Source organism: Caldimonas brevitalea (genome assembly GCF_001017435.1).
In the GTDB taxonomy this organism is placed as follows: Bacteria; Pseudomonadota; Gammaproteobacteria; order Burkholderiales; family Burkholderiaceae_C; genus Caldimonas; species Caldimonas brevitalea.
Window position 1 is genome coordinate 2,876,653 of record NZ_CP011371.1, and the last position, 15,304, is coordinate 2,891,956.

Here is a 15,304-nt window from a genome sequence, read left to right on the forward strand (position 1 = left end):
GCGGCGGTCGCGCGCCGGTGTTCCGGAGGGGGCTACCGCGGTGGGCCCGTCGCCCCGGCTGCTCGCGGCGCTGGCGGTGTTCGTGCTCGGCGTGGTGGGCGGTGGATATGCGTGGCTGGGCGCGCCGCGCCATCTGGACCTCGGTCCCGCGGCCTCCGTGGCCCTCGGGACCGCAGAACCGCCGCAACGCGCGGCCTCGGCTCCCGACCGTCTGAGTCCGGAGCAGGTCTTGGCCTTGGCCGAGCGCCTGGAGCGGCAGCTGCAAGGTCAACCGGACGATGCGTCGAGCTGGGCTCTGCTCGCACGCGCGCACGCCGCCCTCGGCCGCCGGGCCCAGGCCGCCGCGGCCCTCGAACAGGCGGCGCGGCGGCGGCCGCATGACGCTGGTCTGCTGACCGACCATGCCGACTTCCTCGCCCGGCTGAACGGGCCCAGCCTGCAAGGTGAGCCGACCCGCCTCATCGAACGCGCCTTGGCGCTCGACCCGACACATGCCAAGGCGCTCGCCTTGGCCGGTGCGGCGGCCTACGACCGGCAGGACTTCGAGGCGGCGGCCCGGTACTGGGAGCGGCTGGCCGAGGTCGAGCGGCGCAACGAGCCGCTGTATCGGCAGATCCGCGAGCGTGTCGACCAGGCGCGCCGGCTCGCCGCGAGCCCCGCCCGGGTGGGGGTCACGGTGACGTTGACACCGGCGCTGCAGGGCAGTGTGGGACCGAACGACATCTTGTTCATCTTCGCACGGGCGGCCGATGCTCGGCCCGGTACACCGCCGCTCGCGGTGCTGCGCAAGCGCGCCCGCGACCTGCCGATCAGCGTGACGCTCGACGACAGCCTGGCGATGTCGCCGACCGCGAAACTGTCGGACGCGTCGCGGGTGCTGGTCGTCGCCCGCATCTCGAAAAGCGGCAGTGCGACACCGCGCAGCGGCGATCTGCAAAGCCACGCTGAGCCGGTTGCCGTCGGAGCGAGCGGGGTGCGGCTGGAGATCGACGCACGGGTCGCACCGTAAGGCGGGCCGGCGGCGCAGCCGCCGCAGCGTGGGCTGCGCCCATAAGGGCATCAAGCTTCGACCACCGTCACGCGGTTTTGGCTTTGTTCAGTTCCTGCGCGAGTTGTGCGAACTGCTTGCGCTTGCTCAGGTCTTCGACATGCAAGCCGTCGCTGCCGGTGCTCAGTGCGTTTGCATACTTCTTGTTGAAGTCGTCGCCCTTCATCGTGCCCTGCAGCATGTACTGGCTCAAGTCCTGGCGCAGTTGATCGAGATCGACACCGCGCTCTCGCAGCGCCGAGATCCACTGATCGCGCGGCATGCTGCCGATCGAGACCGGCGGGTGCTGAGGTTTGGAGCTGCCGGTGCTGTCCGAGGTGGCCTGGGGTTGTGAAGGCCGCCCGGCACCTTGCCCCGCCTGCGGACGCGGCGGTGTGCCTGAGGCGCCTTCCGGCCGGGGCGGGGTGCCCGACGAGGTATTTTCAGTTCGGGGCGGCGTGCCGGAAGCGCTGTGCGGGCGCGGCGGTGTCCCCCCGGCACCTTGTGCGTGAGGCGGTGTTCCCGAACCTGCCTGGGGACGGGGCGGCGTTCCAGAAGCTGTTTGCGGACGCGGCGGCGTACCCCCGGTACCTTGCGCGTGAGGCGGTGTTCCGAAACCTGCCTGGGGCCGAGGTGGCGTGCCGGAAGCTGTGTGCGGGCGCGGTGGTGTGCCGCCTGCGCCACCGAAGGGCTGGGCCCCCGCCGGGCCGCCGTTGGCGTGAGGGAAGGAGCCGGGCCGCTGCGGTTGCTGCGGTGGCGTCCACTGAGGCGGTCTGAACGCGCCGGCGAACGGATTGAACTGCGGCTGATGATGATGACCGGGCATGAAACCCGGCTGTGCACCGGGCCCCGCGAAGGGATGCGAGGGCCCGGGCGCACCATAGAACCCGGGCTGGAAGCTGCTCCCCGGGTGGGGCCCGGCCGCCGGTCGAGGCGGCATGAAACCTCCGGCGTTGGGATGGAAGGCACCGTGGCCGAAGGATGATGGCTGACCGGCGTATTGCGGGCCTGCAGCGAATGGCGATGGCCGAAAAGCGCCGGGAAAGGGATGGAACTGCGGCGGACGGGTATAGGCCCCCTGCTGGAATGCCATGCCCGGGTGCTGTGTGTAGGTCACGTGCTGCGGCGGCCGGAACCCACCTTGCGGTGCGCCGAACGGCGTATGGCCCGCATAGGCGGGCTGAAAGCCCGCGCCCTGTTGCGGGCGCCATCCCGCCGCCCCTTGGAAGCTGGCGAGCGCCGGCATGTTGAGCGCGGCGGCCAGGTTGTTCAACAGGCCTTGCCCCATCTGCGCCGCGAGCATCGCGGGGCGTTGCAGCAGCGCGCCCAGCGCGGCCCGTGGCGGCAGGTTGGCGGTGCCAGCCGCCAGCGACGAAGGGCGACGCGCCATGCCGGCCAAGCCCGTTTGCTGCGCCATCCGCGACGCCTCGCGGCCCAACTGCTGCAGGGTGCCCGGCGCCTGCGACGCGACCTGCCCGGCGAGACGGCCCAAGGTATTGGCGGCGATCTTGATGCTCATGGTGGTTCACGCGGATAAGAGGGTGCCGTCAAGGTAGGGCCGGGTGCCGGAGCCGGGCGCGCAGGCATGCGAAGTGACGTGAGCCTGCGCGAAGGTACAGGAAGCGTGGCAGGCGTTCAAAGAGAGCGCTGCAACGGGGTCAGAAACTCCAGAATTTGGGCATACGCGCACCTGGAACGTGATGGATGGGCAAGGCGCTTGTTCGGCGCCGCTCACTCGCTACGCGTCCGAATCCGAATCGTTGGCGTATTGCGGGGCGCCGGTGATCACCCGGTTGTGCGACACCTGACCTGTCGTGGGATGCTGCCAACCGGGGAAGCGTTGGCCATGCGTGCCGCGCAGATCGCTGTTGCGACCGACTTCGGACGCGTAGTCGTCGCAATCGCCGCACGACAGCTTGCTGACGCCGATGGGACTGGGGACGGACTGCGCCAACAAGGCGGTTTCGCCATGGACGACACCGCGCCCGGCCGGCGGCATCGTCAAATTCACGGCATTGATCGGCTTGGGTTCCTCGCGCGTGCCGAACACGTTGTGCAACGCCTGCTTCAGGCGTGCGCCGCCGCGTTCGTCGTCGTTGCCGTCGTAGGTCGAGCGCAGCTTGCGCAAATCTTTGGCCAAGCGGTCTTGCGCGCCCAGATTGCCGTGGTGCGAACGCCGCGGCAGCCCGCTATCGGGTGCCAGATAGGCCGCGGTCTCAGCCGAAGAAGTGCGCCCGACCACCACATCGCGAACCAATTTCAACCGCGCCAGATCGTCTGCGTGTTGCTGGGCATCCTGGGTGTTGTGGGCGATGGCCAGCCGGTAGTTCTTGCTGACATTGTTCTGCTGCAAGCCCACCGCGGTGACGACCGGATTGGGCCGCTCCCCATTCGCCATCTCGGCGGTGTACGAATGGGTCAGCCGGGCCAGGCTGTCCATCCGCCGATTGATCAGCCGCGGTTCGGTCTGCGCTGGGGGGGGCCGTCGGCGTGGACGATTGCGGTGCGAGTCCTTCGAGCCTGCCCCGCTGGCGCGAAGTCGAGGAAGAGGAAGAGGTGTTGCCTGTGTTCGACGTCTGCCGTGTGTTGCCAGCATTGGAAGACGAACTGCTGACGTGGTGACGGTTGGAGTGGTTGCGAATTTCCGGCATCGGAAAGCTCCTTTGTGCGCCATGCAGCGCGTAGAGCCACCTCTACCGCCCCGCTGCAATCGAGTCGATTCCAGTGTGCGGGGACGTTTTTCATCCGCCTCGACGAGAGGCGAAGTGGGCGCGGAAAAAGCGAAGCCGCGGGCAGGCTTCGTCTCGATACGCCGAAACGGGAGTCACCACCCGGCGCTGAACCACCAGGACTTGCGATGTCTGCGGGAAGAAAGCGGGCACACCGACTGGCTTTGAGCCCCCCCGCCGGTGGTCGCCCTGGGGCCAAGTTGGGCCCGCTGTGGAAGGGCGCGTTGGAAGACGAAGCGGTCTTACCCGTCAGCGATAAGGCGTTGGCATCGAACCAGCGGGCCGCGCGTTTATCGGCGCGGGCCCGCTGTTGCGCCCTTAATGAGCCACCACCAGGCGGCAGGGGGGGCGGTTCGGTTCCGCAGCACGCTCGAGCGCGGCCAAGCGCTCCAGCTCGCGGCACACCTCGACGAAAGAGCCGCTGAGCATCGTGCGGCGGTGATCGCTCGGGTCTTGCACCACCCGCAAGTGCCGCACCGGGGCCGGGCCCAATGCCGGCACGCGCACCGTGGGCGCGGCGCCGCCGGCCTGCAGGTGCACCCGCACTTCCCAGCGGCCGCCCTTGCCGGCGATCAAGCTGACGCGCAGATCGGCTTCGCTGTCGTCCCAGTGGGCCACCCACGGCCGCACGACAAACACCATGCTGCGGGCCCGGCGCGCCACCCGCTGCAAATCACGCAGCTGAGCCGGACGGAATTCGGGCAGCCAGACCGCCAGCACGCCGTCCTTGCCTTGGCGCAGCCAGGCCAACGCCAGGGCCAGGGTATCGGGGCGGCCGGTTTCGCTCGACGACGCTGCTGCATCGCTGCCCCCGGTCGCCGGTGTATGCCTCGCGACCAACGGCATGGCCGCCGTCACCGCCGTATCGGCGGCTGCCGATGGCACGAGAGGCGACGCCGGCCCCGTTGCGCACGCGCTGTCCGCTCCGTGCACCGCCGGCGCCTTGCTGCCGCCCTCCGAGGTGTCGAAAGCCGCATCCGGCGGTTGCCCGATCAGCGCGTGGCGGCGACCCTGCGCGGCGGCTTCGCTCAGCACCGGGTTCAGCAAGGCCAGCTCCGGACGGCCGGGTTGTGGTGCCAGCACCTCGATCACGCCCGCCGCCGGCCAGCCGCCCGCAGGCAACACGGCGTCGAGGGAGGGAAAGCCAGTCGGGGTGGCAGCACTGGCCTGGTTGGCCGCGCGCCAGTCACGCAAGCTCGGCCCAACCGGCAGGCCCAGCTGTTCGACCAGCCGTGTCCACCACGAGGTGGCGCCGGTGCGGGGCGCAGCGTCGAACGCCGCAGGGGAGGAGGGCTGGGCCGGGCGGTGAAGCTCCGGCTTCGGTGCGGTCGAGGGGGTGGCCGGGGATGCCGGCGAGTGCGGGTGGGCAGGGGTCATGTCCGTCTCCGAAAATCAAGAAGCTATGCAATGACGTTCGGCAGGATTGAGGGTGAAAGTCGACAGCCTTCGAGGGGTCGCGCTTTCGGCCTGCTGCACGGGGCTCGCGAACCAGGGTTCGCGAAACGCCCGCCACCCGTGCAGCGGCTGAGAAGGGGGTGGTTGCGTCGTCGGGTGATGCGTGATGGGTGTGATGGGTTGACAGATGAGCGGCTGGTGCTGAGGTGGTGCGGGTGGTTGCCGTGACGGGCCTCAAGACCGCGCCGCACCTCGTGCACTGCCGCCCGGACGGCTGCGGAGATGCGCCGCATCAGCGCCCGGGTCGTCGGTGTGGGCCTGGCCATAGAGCAGCTTGCGCTGTGCGGTGTAGTGCCACCAGGGCGCTGCGGGCGCCCCCCGCATGAAGTCGACGGCGGCCATGAAGCTGTCGAGCACGCACGGGTCGTGGCGGTGCCCGGTCTTGGCACACAGTTCCTGGTAGAGCACGAAGGCGTCGCGCCCGACGAGGTCGCGTGGCGCATGCACGCCGATCAGCTGCAAATCGGCAGCGAGTGCGGGGCCGATGTTGGGCACCAGCTCGAGCGCAGCCGTTGCATGCAGGCAGTCGGTATGGCGCAAGGCTTTCATCGACGAGGCCTCGATCATCGGCTCACATCAGCAGCGTGTTGCGGATCAGCCCGACCGCGATGCCTTCGAGCTCGAAATCCTGGCCGGGCTCGACCACGATGGTCTTGAACTCGGGGTTTTCGGCGATCAGCTCGATCGACTGGCGTGTCTTGCGGAAGCGCTTGACGGTGACATCGTCGCCCAAACGGGCCACGACGATCTGGCCGTTCTTGGCCTCCTTGGCCTTTTGCACCGCGAGCAGATCGCCGTCGAGGATGCCCGCATCGCGCATGCTCATGCCGCGCACCTTCAGCAGGTAGTCGGGCTGCCGCGCGAACATGCTGGCGCCCACGTGGTAGGTCTGCTCGATGTGCTCTTGCGCGAGGATGGGGCTGCCGGCTGCGACCCGGCCCACCAGCGGCAGTGCGAGCTGCGCGAGGCCTGGCAGCGGCAGCATCGCCTGCTGGCCCTGGTAGAGGCGGCGCGATTCGTTGACCGAGCGCAATGTGTCAGACTTCAAGCGGATGCCGCGCGAGGTGCCGCCCACCAGCTCGATGACACCTTTGCGGGCCAGCGCCTGCAGATGCTCCTCTGCTGCATTGGCCGAACGAAAGCCCAGCTCGGCCGCGATCTCAGCGCGCGTCGGCGGGGCGCCGGTCTGCTCGATCGACTGGCGGATCAGCTCCAGAATCTGCTGCTGACGGGCGGTGAGCTTGGGGCTTTCTGGCAGAAGGGGGTCCACGGGCGCCTCGCGTTCAAGGTGATGTTCATGCTGCCCGCGCGGCTAGGGCGCTGGCCGACGCCGGCATCGGCGGCTGCCAGGACGACTACTGTTTGGGCATCCAGTAGCTGTATTTTTATCCAGGCCGAGAAAAAATGCAAAGCCGTTCGCAATCAAGCACCGTCGTCCTCGGCACCGGGGGCACCATTGCCGGCACCGCCGCCACGCGCGGCGACCACATCGGCTACCAGGCGGCGCAACTCGGCGTCGGGGCGCTGCTGGGTGGCGTGCCGGGGCTGTCGGAGGTGGCGCTCGAGAGCGAGCAGGTGGCTCAAGTCGACAGCAAGGACATGGAGCCGGCCGTCTGGCAGGCCCTGGCCCGGCGGGTGGCGCACCACCTCGGTCGACCCGAGGTCAGCGGTGTGGTGATCACCCACGGGACCGACACCCTCGAGGAAACCGCCTATCTGCTGCAGCGGGTGCTGGCACCGGCCAAACCGGTCGTGCTGACCGCGGCGATGCGGCCGGCGACGGCCTTGCACCCGGACGGCCCTCAGAATTTGCTGGATGCCGTGCACCTGGCGCGTGAACCCGGCGTGCAAGGGGTGGTGGCCGTGCTCGCCGGCCAGGTGTACAGCGGCCTGGAGGTGCGCAAGCAACACACCTACCGGCTCGACGCCTTCGGGGCGGGCGATGCCGGGCCGCTGGCCTTACTCGAAGCCGGCCGGCTGCACACGCTGCGGCCCTGGCCGGCCGGCGTGCCGCTCGGTCTGGACGTGATCGATGTCGACCCGGCGCTGTGGCCGCGCGTCGAACTCGTGAGCAGCCATAGCGGTGCCGACGGCAGCCTGGTGGCGGCGCTGCAGCAGATGGGCGTGGCGGGGGTGGTCGTGGTGGGCACCGGCAATGGCACGGTGCATCAGCGGCTGGAAGCTGCGCTGCTGGCGGCGCAGGCCGCGGGCATGAAGGTCTGGCGCAGCACGCGCTGCGCCGAGGGTCGCGTGCTCGGCAAGCCGGACGATGTCTTGCCCGCTGCCGGCACGCTCACGCCTTATCAGGCCCGGGTGGAGCTGCTGCTGCAGCTCCTCGCCGAGCGGAAGGGTCTCAGACCAGGCTGAGGCGCACTTCGATGTTGTTGCGGGTGGCGTTGGAATACGGGCAGACCTTGTGCGCGGTCTCGACCAGTGCCTGGGCTGCTTCGCGCTCCATGCCGGGCAGCGACACGGCGAGGTCGACTTCCAGGCCGTAACCGGCTGCGATCGGGCCGATGCCGACCTTGGCCGTCACCGACGCATCGGCCGGCAGGGCCTTCTTCTGCTGGCCCGCGACGACCTTCATCGCGCTCAGGAAACAAGCCGAGTAGCCGGCGGCGAACAACTGCTCCGGGTTGGTGGCTGCACCACCGGCGCCGCCCAGCTCTTTCGGGGTGCCCAGCTTGACGTCCAGCACGCCGTCGGCGGTGGCGGCACGGCCATCACGGCCCCCGGTGGCGGTGGCTTCGGTCTTGTACAGCACTTTGTCGAGTTTCATGCGAGGCTCCTTGAGCAGTGAGGGAAGCGTGAATGTAAAGAGTGCTATTAAATAGCACGCAATGTATCCGGTGACCGATGGCAGCGGTGATGGCTCATGCCGCTTCCACCTTGTGGGTGGCCGGGTCGGAACCCGGCGCATCGGACACCGCTTGAGGCGCGAGACGGCGCCTCAAGTCGTGCAGCCGACGGCGCAGATCGTGCAATTCGTCGGCGCTGCATTGGGCCGCGCCGGAGACCTGGCGCGGCACTGAGATGGCCGACTGGCGCAACGCCTGCCCGGCCGGCGTGAGACTGACCACCACGCGCCGTTCGTCTTCTTTGGCACGGGTGCGGGTCAGCCACCCGCTGCTTTCCATCCGCTTGAGCAAAGGCGTCAGCGTTCCGGAATCGAGAAACAGTCGTTCGCCCAGGGCGCCAACGGTGAGGTGGTCTTGCTCCCACAACACCAGCATCACCAGGTACTGGGGATAGGTGAGGCCCAGCGCGTCGAGCAGCGGCTTGTAGAGCTTGGTCATCGCCAGCGAGGTCGAATACAAGGCGAAGCAGAGCTGGTTGTCGAGCTGCAGCAACGCACGGTCGCCGGCCGACAGGGGGGTCGGGGCTGGTGAGGACGATGGAGCTTGCGACATGGGTTCTATTCTAGCTCTCAATTCAATTGAGTGCAATTTAATTGTGCGGGGAAAGGAAAACGGGATGGCGCATCCGTGTTCCGGCGAGGCCGCATCGCTTGCAGGCCCGCCGCTTGCAGCAGTTGACGAAGCCCGGAGACATTCCGGCGAGCCCACGAGGCGCAGCGTCCGCGGGGAGGGCTTTTTTGCGGCGTTTGCGCTGCTCGCCTTCCTGACCCGCTCGGCGAGATGCACGGGATCGGGAGACGCCATGTCCCTCTCTGACCTGATTCAAAGCCACGTCGACGCCATCGTTGACGAGTGGGCGGAATTCGCCAAAACGAATTTGCCGACGGCGCGCGAGTTGGCACCAGAGGAACTGCGTGACCACGCCAAGTTGCTGCTGCAGCACGTCGCGTCCGACATCCGGGCACCGCAGAGCGACAGCGAACAGCACGAAAAGTCGCGCGGCAACCGCCCCAGCAATGCGCCCGAGCTCACGGCGACGGCCAGGGCAGACGCGGAGCAGCGCTTCCGGCAAGGCTTCACGCTGAAGGAGGTGGTGGCGGAGTACCGCGCCCTGAGAGCCAGTGTCGTGCGCCGGTGGTTCGATCAGCTCGAGACGGCCGACCTCGACACGCTCGCCGAGTTGATCCGGTTCAACGAAGCCATCGACCAGGCCATCAGCGAGTCGCTCGCTTGGTACGTGGACCGCGTCGAGGAGTCTCGAGACCTGATGTTGGGTGTCCTGGGACACGATTTGCGCAATCCCCTGGGCGCAGCTGGCAACTCCGTCCACTACCTGTTGGTCACCGATGGATTGACGGGCACCCAAACCAAGGCCGTGGTCCGCATCCAGTCGAGCGTGGACCGCATGCGCAAGATGGTCGACGACCTGCTCGACTTCACCCGAACGCGACTGGGATTGAGCCTGGCCCTCGCGCCCAGACGCGCGAACCTGGGTCAGGTCTGCCGCGAGACGGTGGATGAGTTGCGCGCGTTCCACCCGGATCGCACCTTGCAGATGGATTGCTCCGGCGATCTGAGCGGCGAATGGGACGTGTCCCGGATCGGCCAGTTGGTGTCCAACCTTGTGGCCAATGCGATGCAGCACGGCCGCCCCGACACGCCGGTGTCGGTCAGCCTGCGCGGCGAGGGCGGCGAGATCAGCCTGAAAGTGCACAACGAGGGGCCACCGATCGCCCCGCAAGCGCAGCGCACGCTGTTCGACCCGCTGATGCGCCCGCTGGTGCAGGAGGCGGAGCGTCGCGAGGGGTCCTCGGGGCTCGGGCTGGGGCTCTATATCGTGCGCGAGATCTCGCTGGCGCACGGGGGAGAGATACAAGTGGCGTCCTCCGAACGCGACGGCACCACCTTCACGGTACGCCTGCCGCGCCAGCCGCCTTCCACGCCGGCGTGACCAGGGCCGGCGAGCGTTCGATCTTTCGTAGTCGCCGGCACCGCGCCGCCCGGCTTCAGGCGCCGAGTTGCTCGATCTGCTCCGACAGTTCGAGCCAACGCTCTTCGAGCGTCTCCACCTCGTCGCCGATCGCCTTCAGGCGGCGGCCGTGTTCGGCCAGTTGCGCCGGCGTCAGGCTGCCGCCGGCCAAGGCTTCTTCCAGCCCCGCCTTCTCGGTGCCGAGCGCCGCCAGCCGCTGGTCGATGCCGGCCAGTTCCTTCTTGAGCGGCTTGGCCTGTTCGGCCAGCCGCTGGCGCGCCTGAGCCTGGGCCTTGCGTTCGTCGCGGCGGTTGGCTCCACCGGCTTCCGCTGACGTATTGGGCGACGCGGTGGCAGGCGCGGAAGCCGAAGCGGCCTCGCGTTGCTGCTTGGCCTGGTCGAGCAGCCAGCGCTGGTAGTCGTCGAGGTCACCGTCGAAGGGCGCGATGCCGCCGCGGCTGACCAGCCAGAACTCGTCGCACACCTCGCGCAGCAAGGCGCGGTCGTGGCTCACCAGCATCACGCTGCCGTCGAACTCGTTGAGCGCCAGGCTGAGCGCCTCGCGGGTGGCGAGGTCGAGGTGGTTGGTCGGTTCGTCGAGCAGCAGCAGGTTGGGGCGCTGCCACACCAGCATCGCCAGCACCAAACGCGCCTTCTCGCCGCCGCTCATCGTGCCGACCGGCTGGTACGCCATCTCGGCGACGAAGCGGAAGCTGCCGAGGAAGTCGCGCAGCTCCTGCTCGCGCGCCTGCGGGCTCACCTCTTTCGCGAGCCGGATCATGTGGTCCAGCGGCGAGTCGTCCGGCCGCAGCACGTCCATCTCCTGCTGCGCGAAGTAGCCGATCGCCAGGCCCTTGCCCTCGGTGATCTGCCCGCCCAACGGCGGCAGCGCCCGGGCGATGGTCTTCACCAGCGTCGACTTGCCCTGGCCGTTGGCGCCCAGGATGCCGATGCGCTGGCCGGCCAGCACCGAGCGGTGGACGTTGCGCACGATCACCGTCTCGCTGGCCTCGCCTCGGTAGCCGCAGCTGACGTCCTTGAGCGAGAGCATCGGGTTGGGCAGGCTCTCGGGCTCGCGGAACTCGAAGCTGAAATCGGCCGCGGTTAGCACCGGCGCGAGCTTTTCCATGCGCTCCAGTGCCTTGACGCGGCTTTGCGCCTGCTTGGCCTTGGTGGCCTTGGCCTTGAAGCGGTCGATGAAACGCGTCAGCTGTTGGATGCGGTCCTGCTGGCGCTCGAAGGCGGATTGCTGCTGCATCAGCCGCTCGGCCCGCATGGCCTCGAAGGCACTGTAGTTGCCGCTGTAGCGTGTCAGTTGCGCGTTGTCGAGGTGCAGCGTGACGCGGGTGATGGCGTCGAGAAACTCGCGGTCGTGGCTGATCACGAGCATGGTGCCCTCGAAGCGCTTGAGCCAGCTTTCCAGCCACACCAGCGCATCGAGGTCCAGGTGGTTGGTCGGCTCGTCCAGCAGCAGCAGATCGGCCGGGCACATCAACGCGCGCGCCAGCTGCAGCCGCATGCGCCAGCCGCCCGAGAAGCTGTTGACGGGCTGGTCGAGCTGGTCGGGCTTGAAGCCGAGGCCCAACAACAGGGCCTGGGCGCGGGCCGGCGCGTCGAAACCGGCGGCTTCTTCAAAGCGCTGGTGGGCCTCGGCGATCGCATGGCCGTCGCCCGTCGCTTCCGCTGCGGCCAGCGCCTCGCGCGCTTCCATCAGCGGGGTGTCGCCCTGCAGCACGAATTCGGTTGCCGCCTCGTCGGTCTCGGGCATGTTTTGCGCGACCTCGGCCAGCCGCCAGCGCGGCGGCAGCTCGGCGTCGCCGCTGTCGGGGTGCAGCTTGCCGGTCAGCAGCGCGAACAGCGACGACTTGCCGGCGCCGTTGCGCCCGACCAGGCTGACCTTCTCGCCGGCATGCAGCGTGACGCTGGCATCTTGCAGCACCACCTTGGCACCGCGGCGCAGCGTGAGGTTCTTGAGGTTGATCATGGGCCCGTGCTCTCCAGCAGCGCGCTGCGCGTCACCAGCAGCACCTGGTCTTCACCGGCGCTGGTTTCGAGCCACACCACTTCCAGGCGCGGGAAGGCTGCTTCGAAGTGGGGCCGTTCGTTGCCGATCTCGAGCACCAGCACGGCGTCTTCGCTCATCTTCCCGGGGGCCTGGGCCAGCAGCCGGCGCACCAGGTCCATGCCGTCGGTGCCGCCGGCCAGCGCGAGGGCCGGCTCTGCCTGGTATTCGGCCGGCAGCGATTGCATCGTCGTGGCGTTGACGTAGGGCGGGTTGCACAGGATCAGGTCGTAGGGGCCGCTCAGCTGCTCGAGCAGGTCGCTTTGCTGCAGCCGCACGCGCTCCGCCAGCCCGTGGCGGTCGACGTTGATGCGGGCCACCGCGAGCGCGTCGGTCGAGACGTCGGCGCCGTCCACCTCGACCTCCGGGTAGGCCATGGCCGCCAGCACGGCCAGGCTGCCGTTGCCGGTGCACAGGTCGAGCACACGCCGGGTGCGGTCGGACAGCCAGGGGTCGATGCTGCCGTCGGCCAGCAGTTCGGCGATGAACGAGCGCGGCACGATGGTGCGTTCGTCGACGTAGAAGGGCACCCCCTGCAGCCAGGCTTCACGGGTCAGGTAGGCGGCCGGCTTGCGGGTGCTGATACGTTGCTCGATCAAGGTCTCGACCCGTGCCGCGTCGGGCTCGGCCACCGGCCGGTCGGCCACCGCGTCGAGGTCGTCCAGCGGCAGCGACAAACCCCACAGCACCAGCCACGCCGCCTCGTCGAAGGCGCTCGCGGTGCCATGCCCAAACGAAACGCCCGCCTGTTCGAGGCGGGCGCTGCTGCGCTCGATCAGTTCGATGACCGTCATGCGATCAAGCCTTCCATGGTCTTGCGATAGATGTTCTTGAGCGGCTCGATGTAGGCGACCTCGACGTGTTCGTCGATCTTGTGGATGGTGGCGTTGGGCGGGCCGAACTCGATCACCTGGGGGCAGATGCGCGCGATGAAGCGCCCATCGGAGGTGCCGCCGGTGGTGGACAGCTCGGGCGTGAGCCCGCATTCGTTTTCGATGGCCGCCACCAGGGCCTGGCTCAGCGTGCCCGGCTCGGTCAGAAACGGCAGGCCGCCGAGCGTCCACTGCAGGTCGTACTCGAGGCCGTGCCGGTCGAGGATCGCGTGCAGCCGCTCTTTCAGGCCGTCGGGCGTCGACGCGGTCGAGTATCGGAAGTTGAAATCGACGGTCATCTCGCCCGGGATCACGTTGGTCGCCCCCGTGCCGGCGTGGATGTTCGAGATCTGCCAGCTGGTGGGCGGGAAGAAGGTGTTGCCGGCGTCCCACTCGACCGTCGTCAGCTCGGCCAAGGCGGCCGACGCGAGATGCACCGGGTTGCGCGCCAGCTGCGGGTAGGCGATGTGGCCTTGCACGCCCTTCACGACCAGGCGGCCCGACAACGAGCCGCGCCGGCCGTTCTTGACCGTGTCACCGAGCCGGTCGACCGAGGTCGGCTCGCCGACGATGCAGTAGTCCAGCCGTTCGTCGCGCTCGCGCAGCCACTCGCAGACCTTGACCGTGCCGTCGTTGGCCGGCCCTTCCTCGTCGCTGGTGAACAGCACCGCCAGCGAGCCGCGGTGGCGAGGGTGGGCGGCGACGAATTCTTCGATCGCCACCACCATCGCCGCCAGCGACGTCTTCATGTCGGCGGCGCCCCGGCCGTAGAGTTTGCCGTCGCGGTGGGTCGGCACGAAGGGGTTGCTTTGCCACTTCTCGATCGGGCCGGTGGGCACCACGTCGGTGTGGCCGGCGAGCACCAGGGTCTTGGCTTCGGCGCCGGCGCTGCCGGACCGCTTGGCCCACAGATTCGTCACGCGAAAGTCGTCCGGCCCCGAGACCAGCGTCTCGCAAGCAAAGCCGATCGCTTCGAGGCGCTCGCGGATCAACGCCTGGCATCCACCGTCGTCCGGCGTGACGGAGCGGCGGGCGATCAGGGCTTCGGTGAGCCGCAGGGTGGCAGACATCGTCCCGGGGGCCCTCATCGGATCGAGCCGAAGCCGGTGGTACCGAAGCCGGTCGTCCCGAACCCGGTGGTGCCGAAGCCGCTCGGGCGCTCTTCGCGCACGTCCAGCGTGATCTCGGTGAAGGAGGGGCCTTCCTCGACCTCTTCCTTCTTGGGCGCCGCCTTGGTCTGGCCGGCCATGTCGTTTTGCAGCCGCCACATCAAGTTGGTCGGCGAGTCGGCGTAGGTCAGGCCTTCTTCGCGCGTCACGCGGCCTTCGTTGATCAGGCGCGCAATGTCGGCTTCGAAGGTTTGCGAGCCTTCGGCCATCGACTTCTCGACCGCTTCCTTGACGCCGGCGATGTCGCCCTTTTCGATCAGCTCCGACACCAGCTTGGTGTTCAGCAGCACTTCCACCGCCGGCACCCGCCCGCCCGTCACCGCCTTCAGCAAGCGCTGCGAGACGATGGCCTTGAGGCCGGAGGCCAGGTCGGACAGCAGAGCGGGGCGCGCTTCCGGCGTGTAGAACGACAAGATGCGGCCCAGCGAGTGGTAGCTGTTGTTGGCGTGCATGGTGGCCAGCACCAAATGGCCCGACAACGCGTACGACAGCGCCGCCGTCATCGTCTCGCGGTCGCGGATCTCGCCGATCAGGATGCAATCGGGCGCCTGGCGCAGCGCGTTCTTCAGGCCCACCTGCAGCGACTGCGTGTCGCGGCCGACCTCGCGCTGGTTGATGACCGACTTCTTGTTGCTGAACAGGAATTCGATCGGGTCTTCGATGGTCAGGATGTGGCCGGTCGAGAGCTGGTTGCGGTGTTCCAGCATCGAAGCCAGCGTGGTGCTCTTGCCGGTGCCGGTGGCGCCCACCATCAGGATCAGCCCGCGCTTTTCCATCACCAGGCTGGTCAGGATCTCGGGCACGTTGAGGGTGTCGATCGACGGGATGTCGCTTGGGATGCAGCGGAACACCGCCGCCACCGAACCGCGCTGCTTGAAGGCGCTCAAGCGGTAGCTCGCGACACCCGGCAGCACCAGGCCGACGTTCAGCTCGCCGGTGTCGTCCAGCTCTTCGAGCTGGGTGGGGGTGAGCAGTTCGGCCAACAGCTGGCGTGGCTGGCCCGGGGTCAGGGCCTGGTCGCTGACCTGCAGGATCTGCCCGTGGATCTTGATCAGGATGGGCGTCTTCGCGGACAGGTAGACGTCCGATGCTTTTTTCTCCGCCATCAGCCGGAGCACGCGCTCCATGTTGCCGCTCGTCGCCATCGTGAGTTCCTTTGAAGG

General features: G+C 68.4%; 14 protein-coding genes. 3 read left to right on the forward strand and 11 right to left on the reverse strand.

The window, feature by feature from the left end:
- The first annotated feature begins 40 nt into the window (after nt 1-40).
- Nucleotides 41-1,009 (forward strand): tetratricopeptide repeat protein, encoded by a 969-nt coding sequence (locus AAW51_RS12765; RefSeq protein ID WP_157359844.1) that lies wholly within the window; start codon nt 41-43, stop codon nt 1,007-1,009.
- Between the two features lie 67 nt (nt 1,010-1,076).
- Here AAW51_RS12765 and AAW51_RS29925 read toward each other — a convergent pair whose 3' ends face one another.
- The 5 genes from AAW51_RS29925 to lexA all read right to left on the reverse strand — a co-directional run bounded on the left by AAW51_RS29925 (nt 1,077) and on the right by lexA (nt 6,469).
- The gene (locus tag AAW51_RS29925; RefSeq protein ID WP_157359846.1) at nt 1,077-2,546 is read right to left on the reverse strand and encodes a hypothetical protein; all 1,470 of its coding nucleotides are present in this window, start codon (nt 2,544-2,546) and stop codon (nt 1,077-1,079) included.
- 219 nt (nt 2,547-2,765) lie between these two features.
- Entirely contained in the window at nt 2,766-3,467 is a 702-nt protein-coding gene (locus AAW51_RS12785) for a hypothetical protein (RefSeq protein WP_047194923.1), read from the reverse strand.
- Between the two features lie 607 nt (nt 3,468-4,074).
- Nucleotides 4,075-5,133: a hypothetical protein gene (locus AAW51_RS12790; RefSeq protein ID WP_047194924.1), complete on the reverse strand. Its 1,059-nt coding sequence runs from the start codon at nt 5,131-5,133 to the stop codon at nt 4,075-4,077.
- Between the two features lie 252 nt (nt 5,134-5,385).
- A complete protein-coding gene (locus AAW51_RS12795; protein ID WP_083438690.1) occupies nt 5,386-5,760 on the reverse strand; it encodes a helix-hairpin-helix domain-containing protein in 375 nt (124 codons plus the stop codon).
- Between the two features lie 22 nt (nt 5,761-5,782).
- Nucleotides 5,783-6,469, reverse strand: a complete 687-nt coding sequence (gene lexA, locus AAW51_RS12800; protein ID WP_047197743.1) for a transcriptional repressor LexA — start codon at nt 6,467-6,469, stop codon at nt 5,783-5,785.
- A 146-nt stretch (nt 6,470-6,615) separates the two neighbouring features.
- On the opposite strand from lexA, the gene AAW51_RS12805 reads away from it, so the two are divergent.
- Nucleotides 6,616-7,578, forward strand: a complete 963-nt coding sequence (locus tag AAW51_RS12805; RefSeq protein WP_047194925.1) for an asparaginase — start codon at nt 6,616-6,618, stop codon at nt 7,576-7,578.
- On the opposite strand, the gene AAW51_RS12810 is transcribed toward AAW51_RS12805, so the two are convergent.
- Both AAW51_RS12810 and AAW51_RS12815 read right to left on the reverse strand, forming a co-directional pair.
- Nucleotides 7,565-7,990: an organic hydroperoxide resistance protein gene (locus tag AAW51_RS12810; protein WP_047194926.1), complete on the reverse strand. Its 426-nt coding sequence runs from the start codon at nt 7,988-7,990 to the stop codon at nt 7,565-7,567. The two genes, AAW51_RS12805 and AAW51_RS12810, sit on opposite strands and share 14 nt — an antisense overlap.
- Nucleotides 7,991-8,084: 94 nt before the next feature.
- Nucleotides 8,085-8,621 carry a MarR family winged helix-turn-helix transcriptional regulator gene (locus AAW51_RS12815; protein ID WP_047194927.1) on the reverse strand — a complete coding sequence of 179 codons (537 nt, stop codon included), beginning with the start codon at nt 8,619-8,621 and terminating at the stop codon, nt 8,085-8,087.
- A 64-nt stretch (nt 8,622-8,685) separates the two neighbouring features.
- Here AAW51_RS12815 and AAW51_RS12820 point away from each other — a divergent pair, with 64 nt between their 5' ends.
- Nucleotides 8,686-10,020: a sensor histidine kinase gene (locus AAW51_RS12820; RefSeq protein ID WP_169788020.1), complete on the forward strand. Its 1,335-nt coding sequence runs from the start codon at nt 8,686-8,688 to the stop codon at nt 10,018-10,020.
- 55 nt (nt 10,021-10,075) lie between these two features.
- Here the strand turns inward: AAW51_RS12820 and AAW51_RS12825 are convergent, their stop codons facing one another.
- From AAW51_RS12825 to AAW51_RS12840, 4 genes are read right to left on the reverse strand one after another with little or no spacing between them, the layout of a single operon-like run.
- On the reverse strand, nt 10,076-12,022 hold the full coding sequence (locus AAW51_RS12825) for an ABC-F family ATP-binding cassette domain-containing protein (protein WP_047194929.1): 1,947 nt from the start codon (nt 12,020-12,022) through the stop codon (nt 10,076-10,078).
- The gene (gene prmB, locus AAW51_RS12830; RefSeq protein ID WP_047194930.1) at nt 12,019-12,894 is read right to left on the reverse strand and encodes a 50S ribosomal protein L3 N(5)-glutamine methyltransferase; all 876 of its coding nucleotides are present in this window, start codon (nt 12,892-12,894) and stop codon (nt 12,019-12,021) included. Before prmB ends, AAW51_RS12825 begins: the two co-directional genes overlap by 4 nt.
- Nucleotides 12,891-14,042, reverse strand: a complete 1,152-nt coding sequence (gene dapE / locus AAW51_RS12835; RefSeq protein WP_047194931.1) for a succinyl-diaminopimelate desuccinylase — start codon at nt 14,040-14,042, stop codon at nt 12,891-12,893. The genes prmB and dapE overlap by 4 nt, the downstream gene beginning before the upstream one ends.
- A gap of 14 nt (nt 14,043-14,056) precedes the next feature.
- Entirely contained in the window at nt 14,057-15,286 is a 1,230-nt protein-coding gene (locus AAW51_RS12840) for a PilT/PilU family type 4a pilus ATPase (protein WP_238947850.1), read from the reverse strand.
- Nucleotides 15,287-15,304 lie beyond the last annotated feature (18 nt).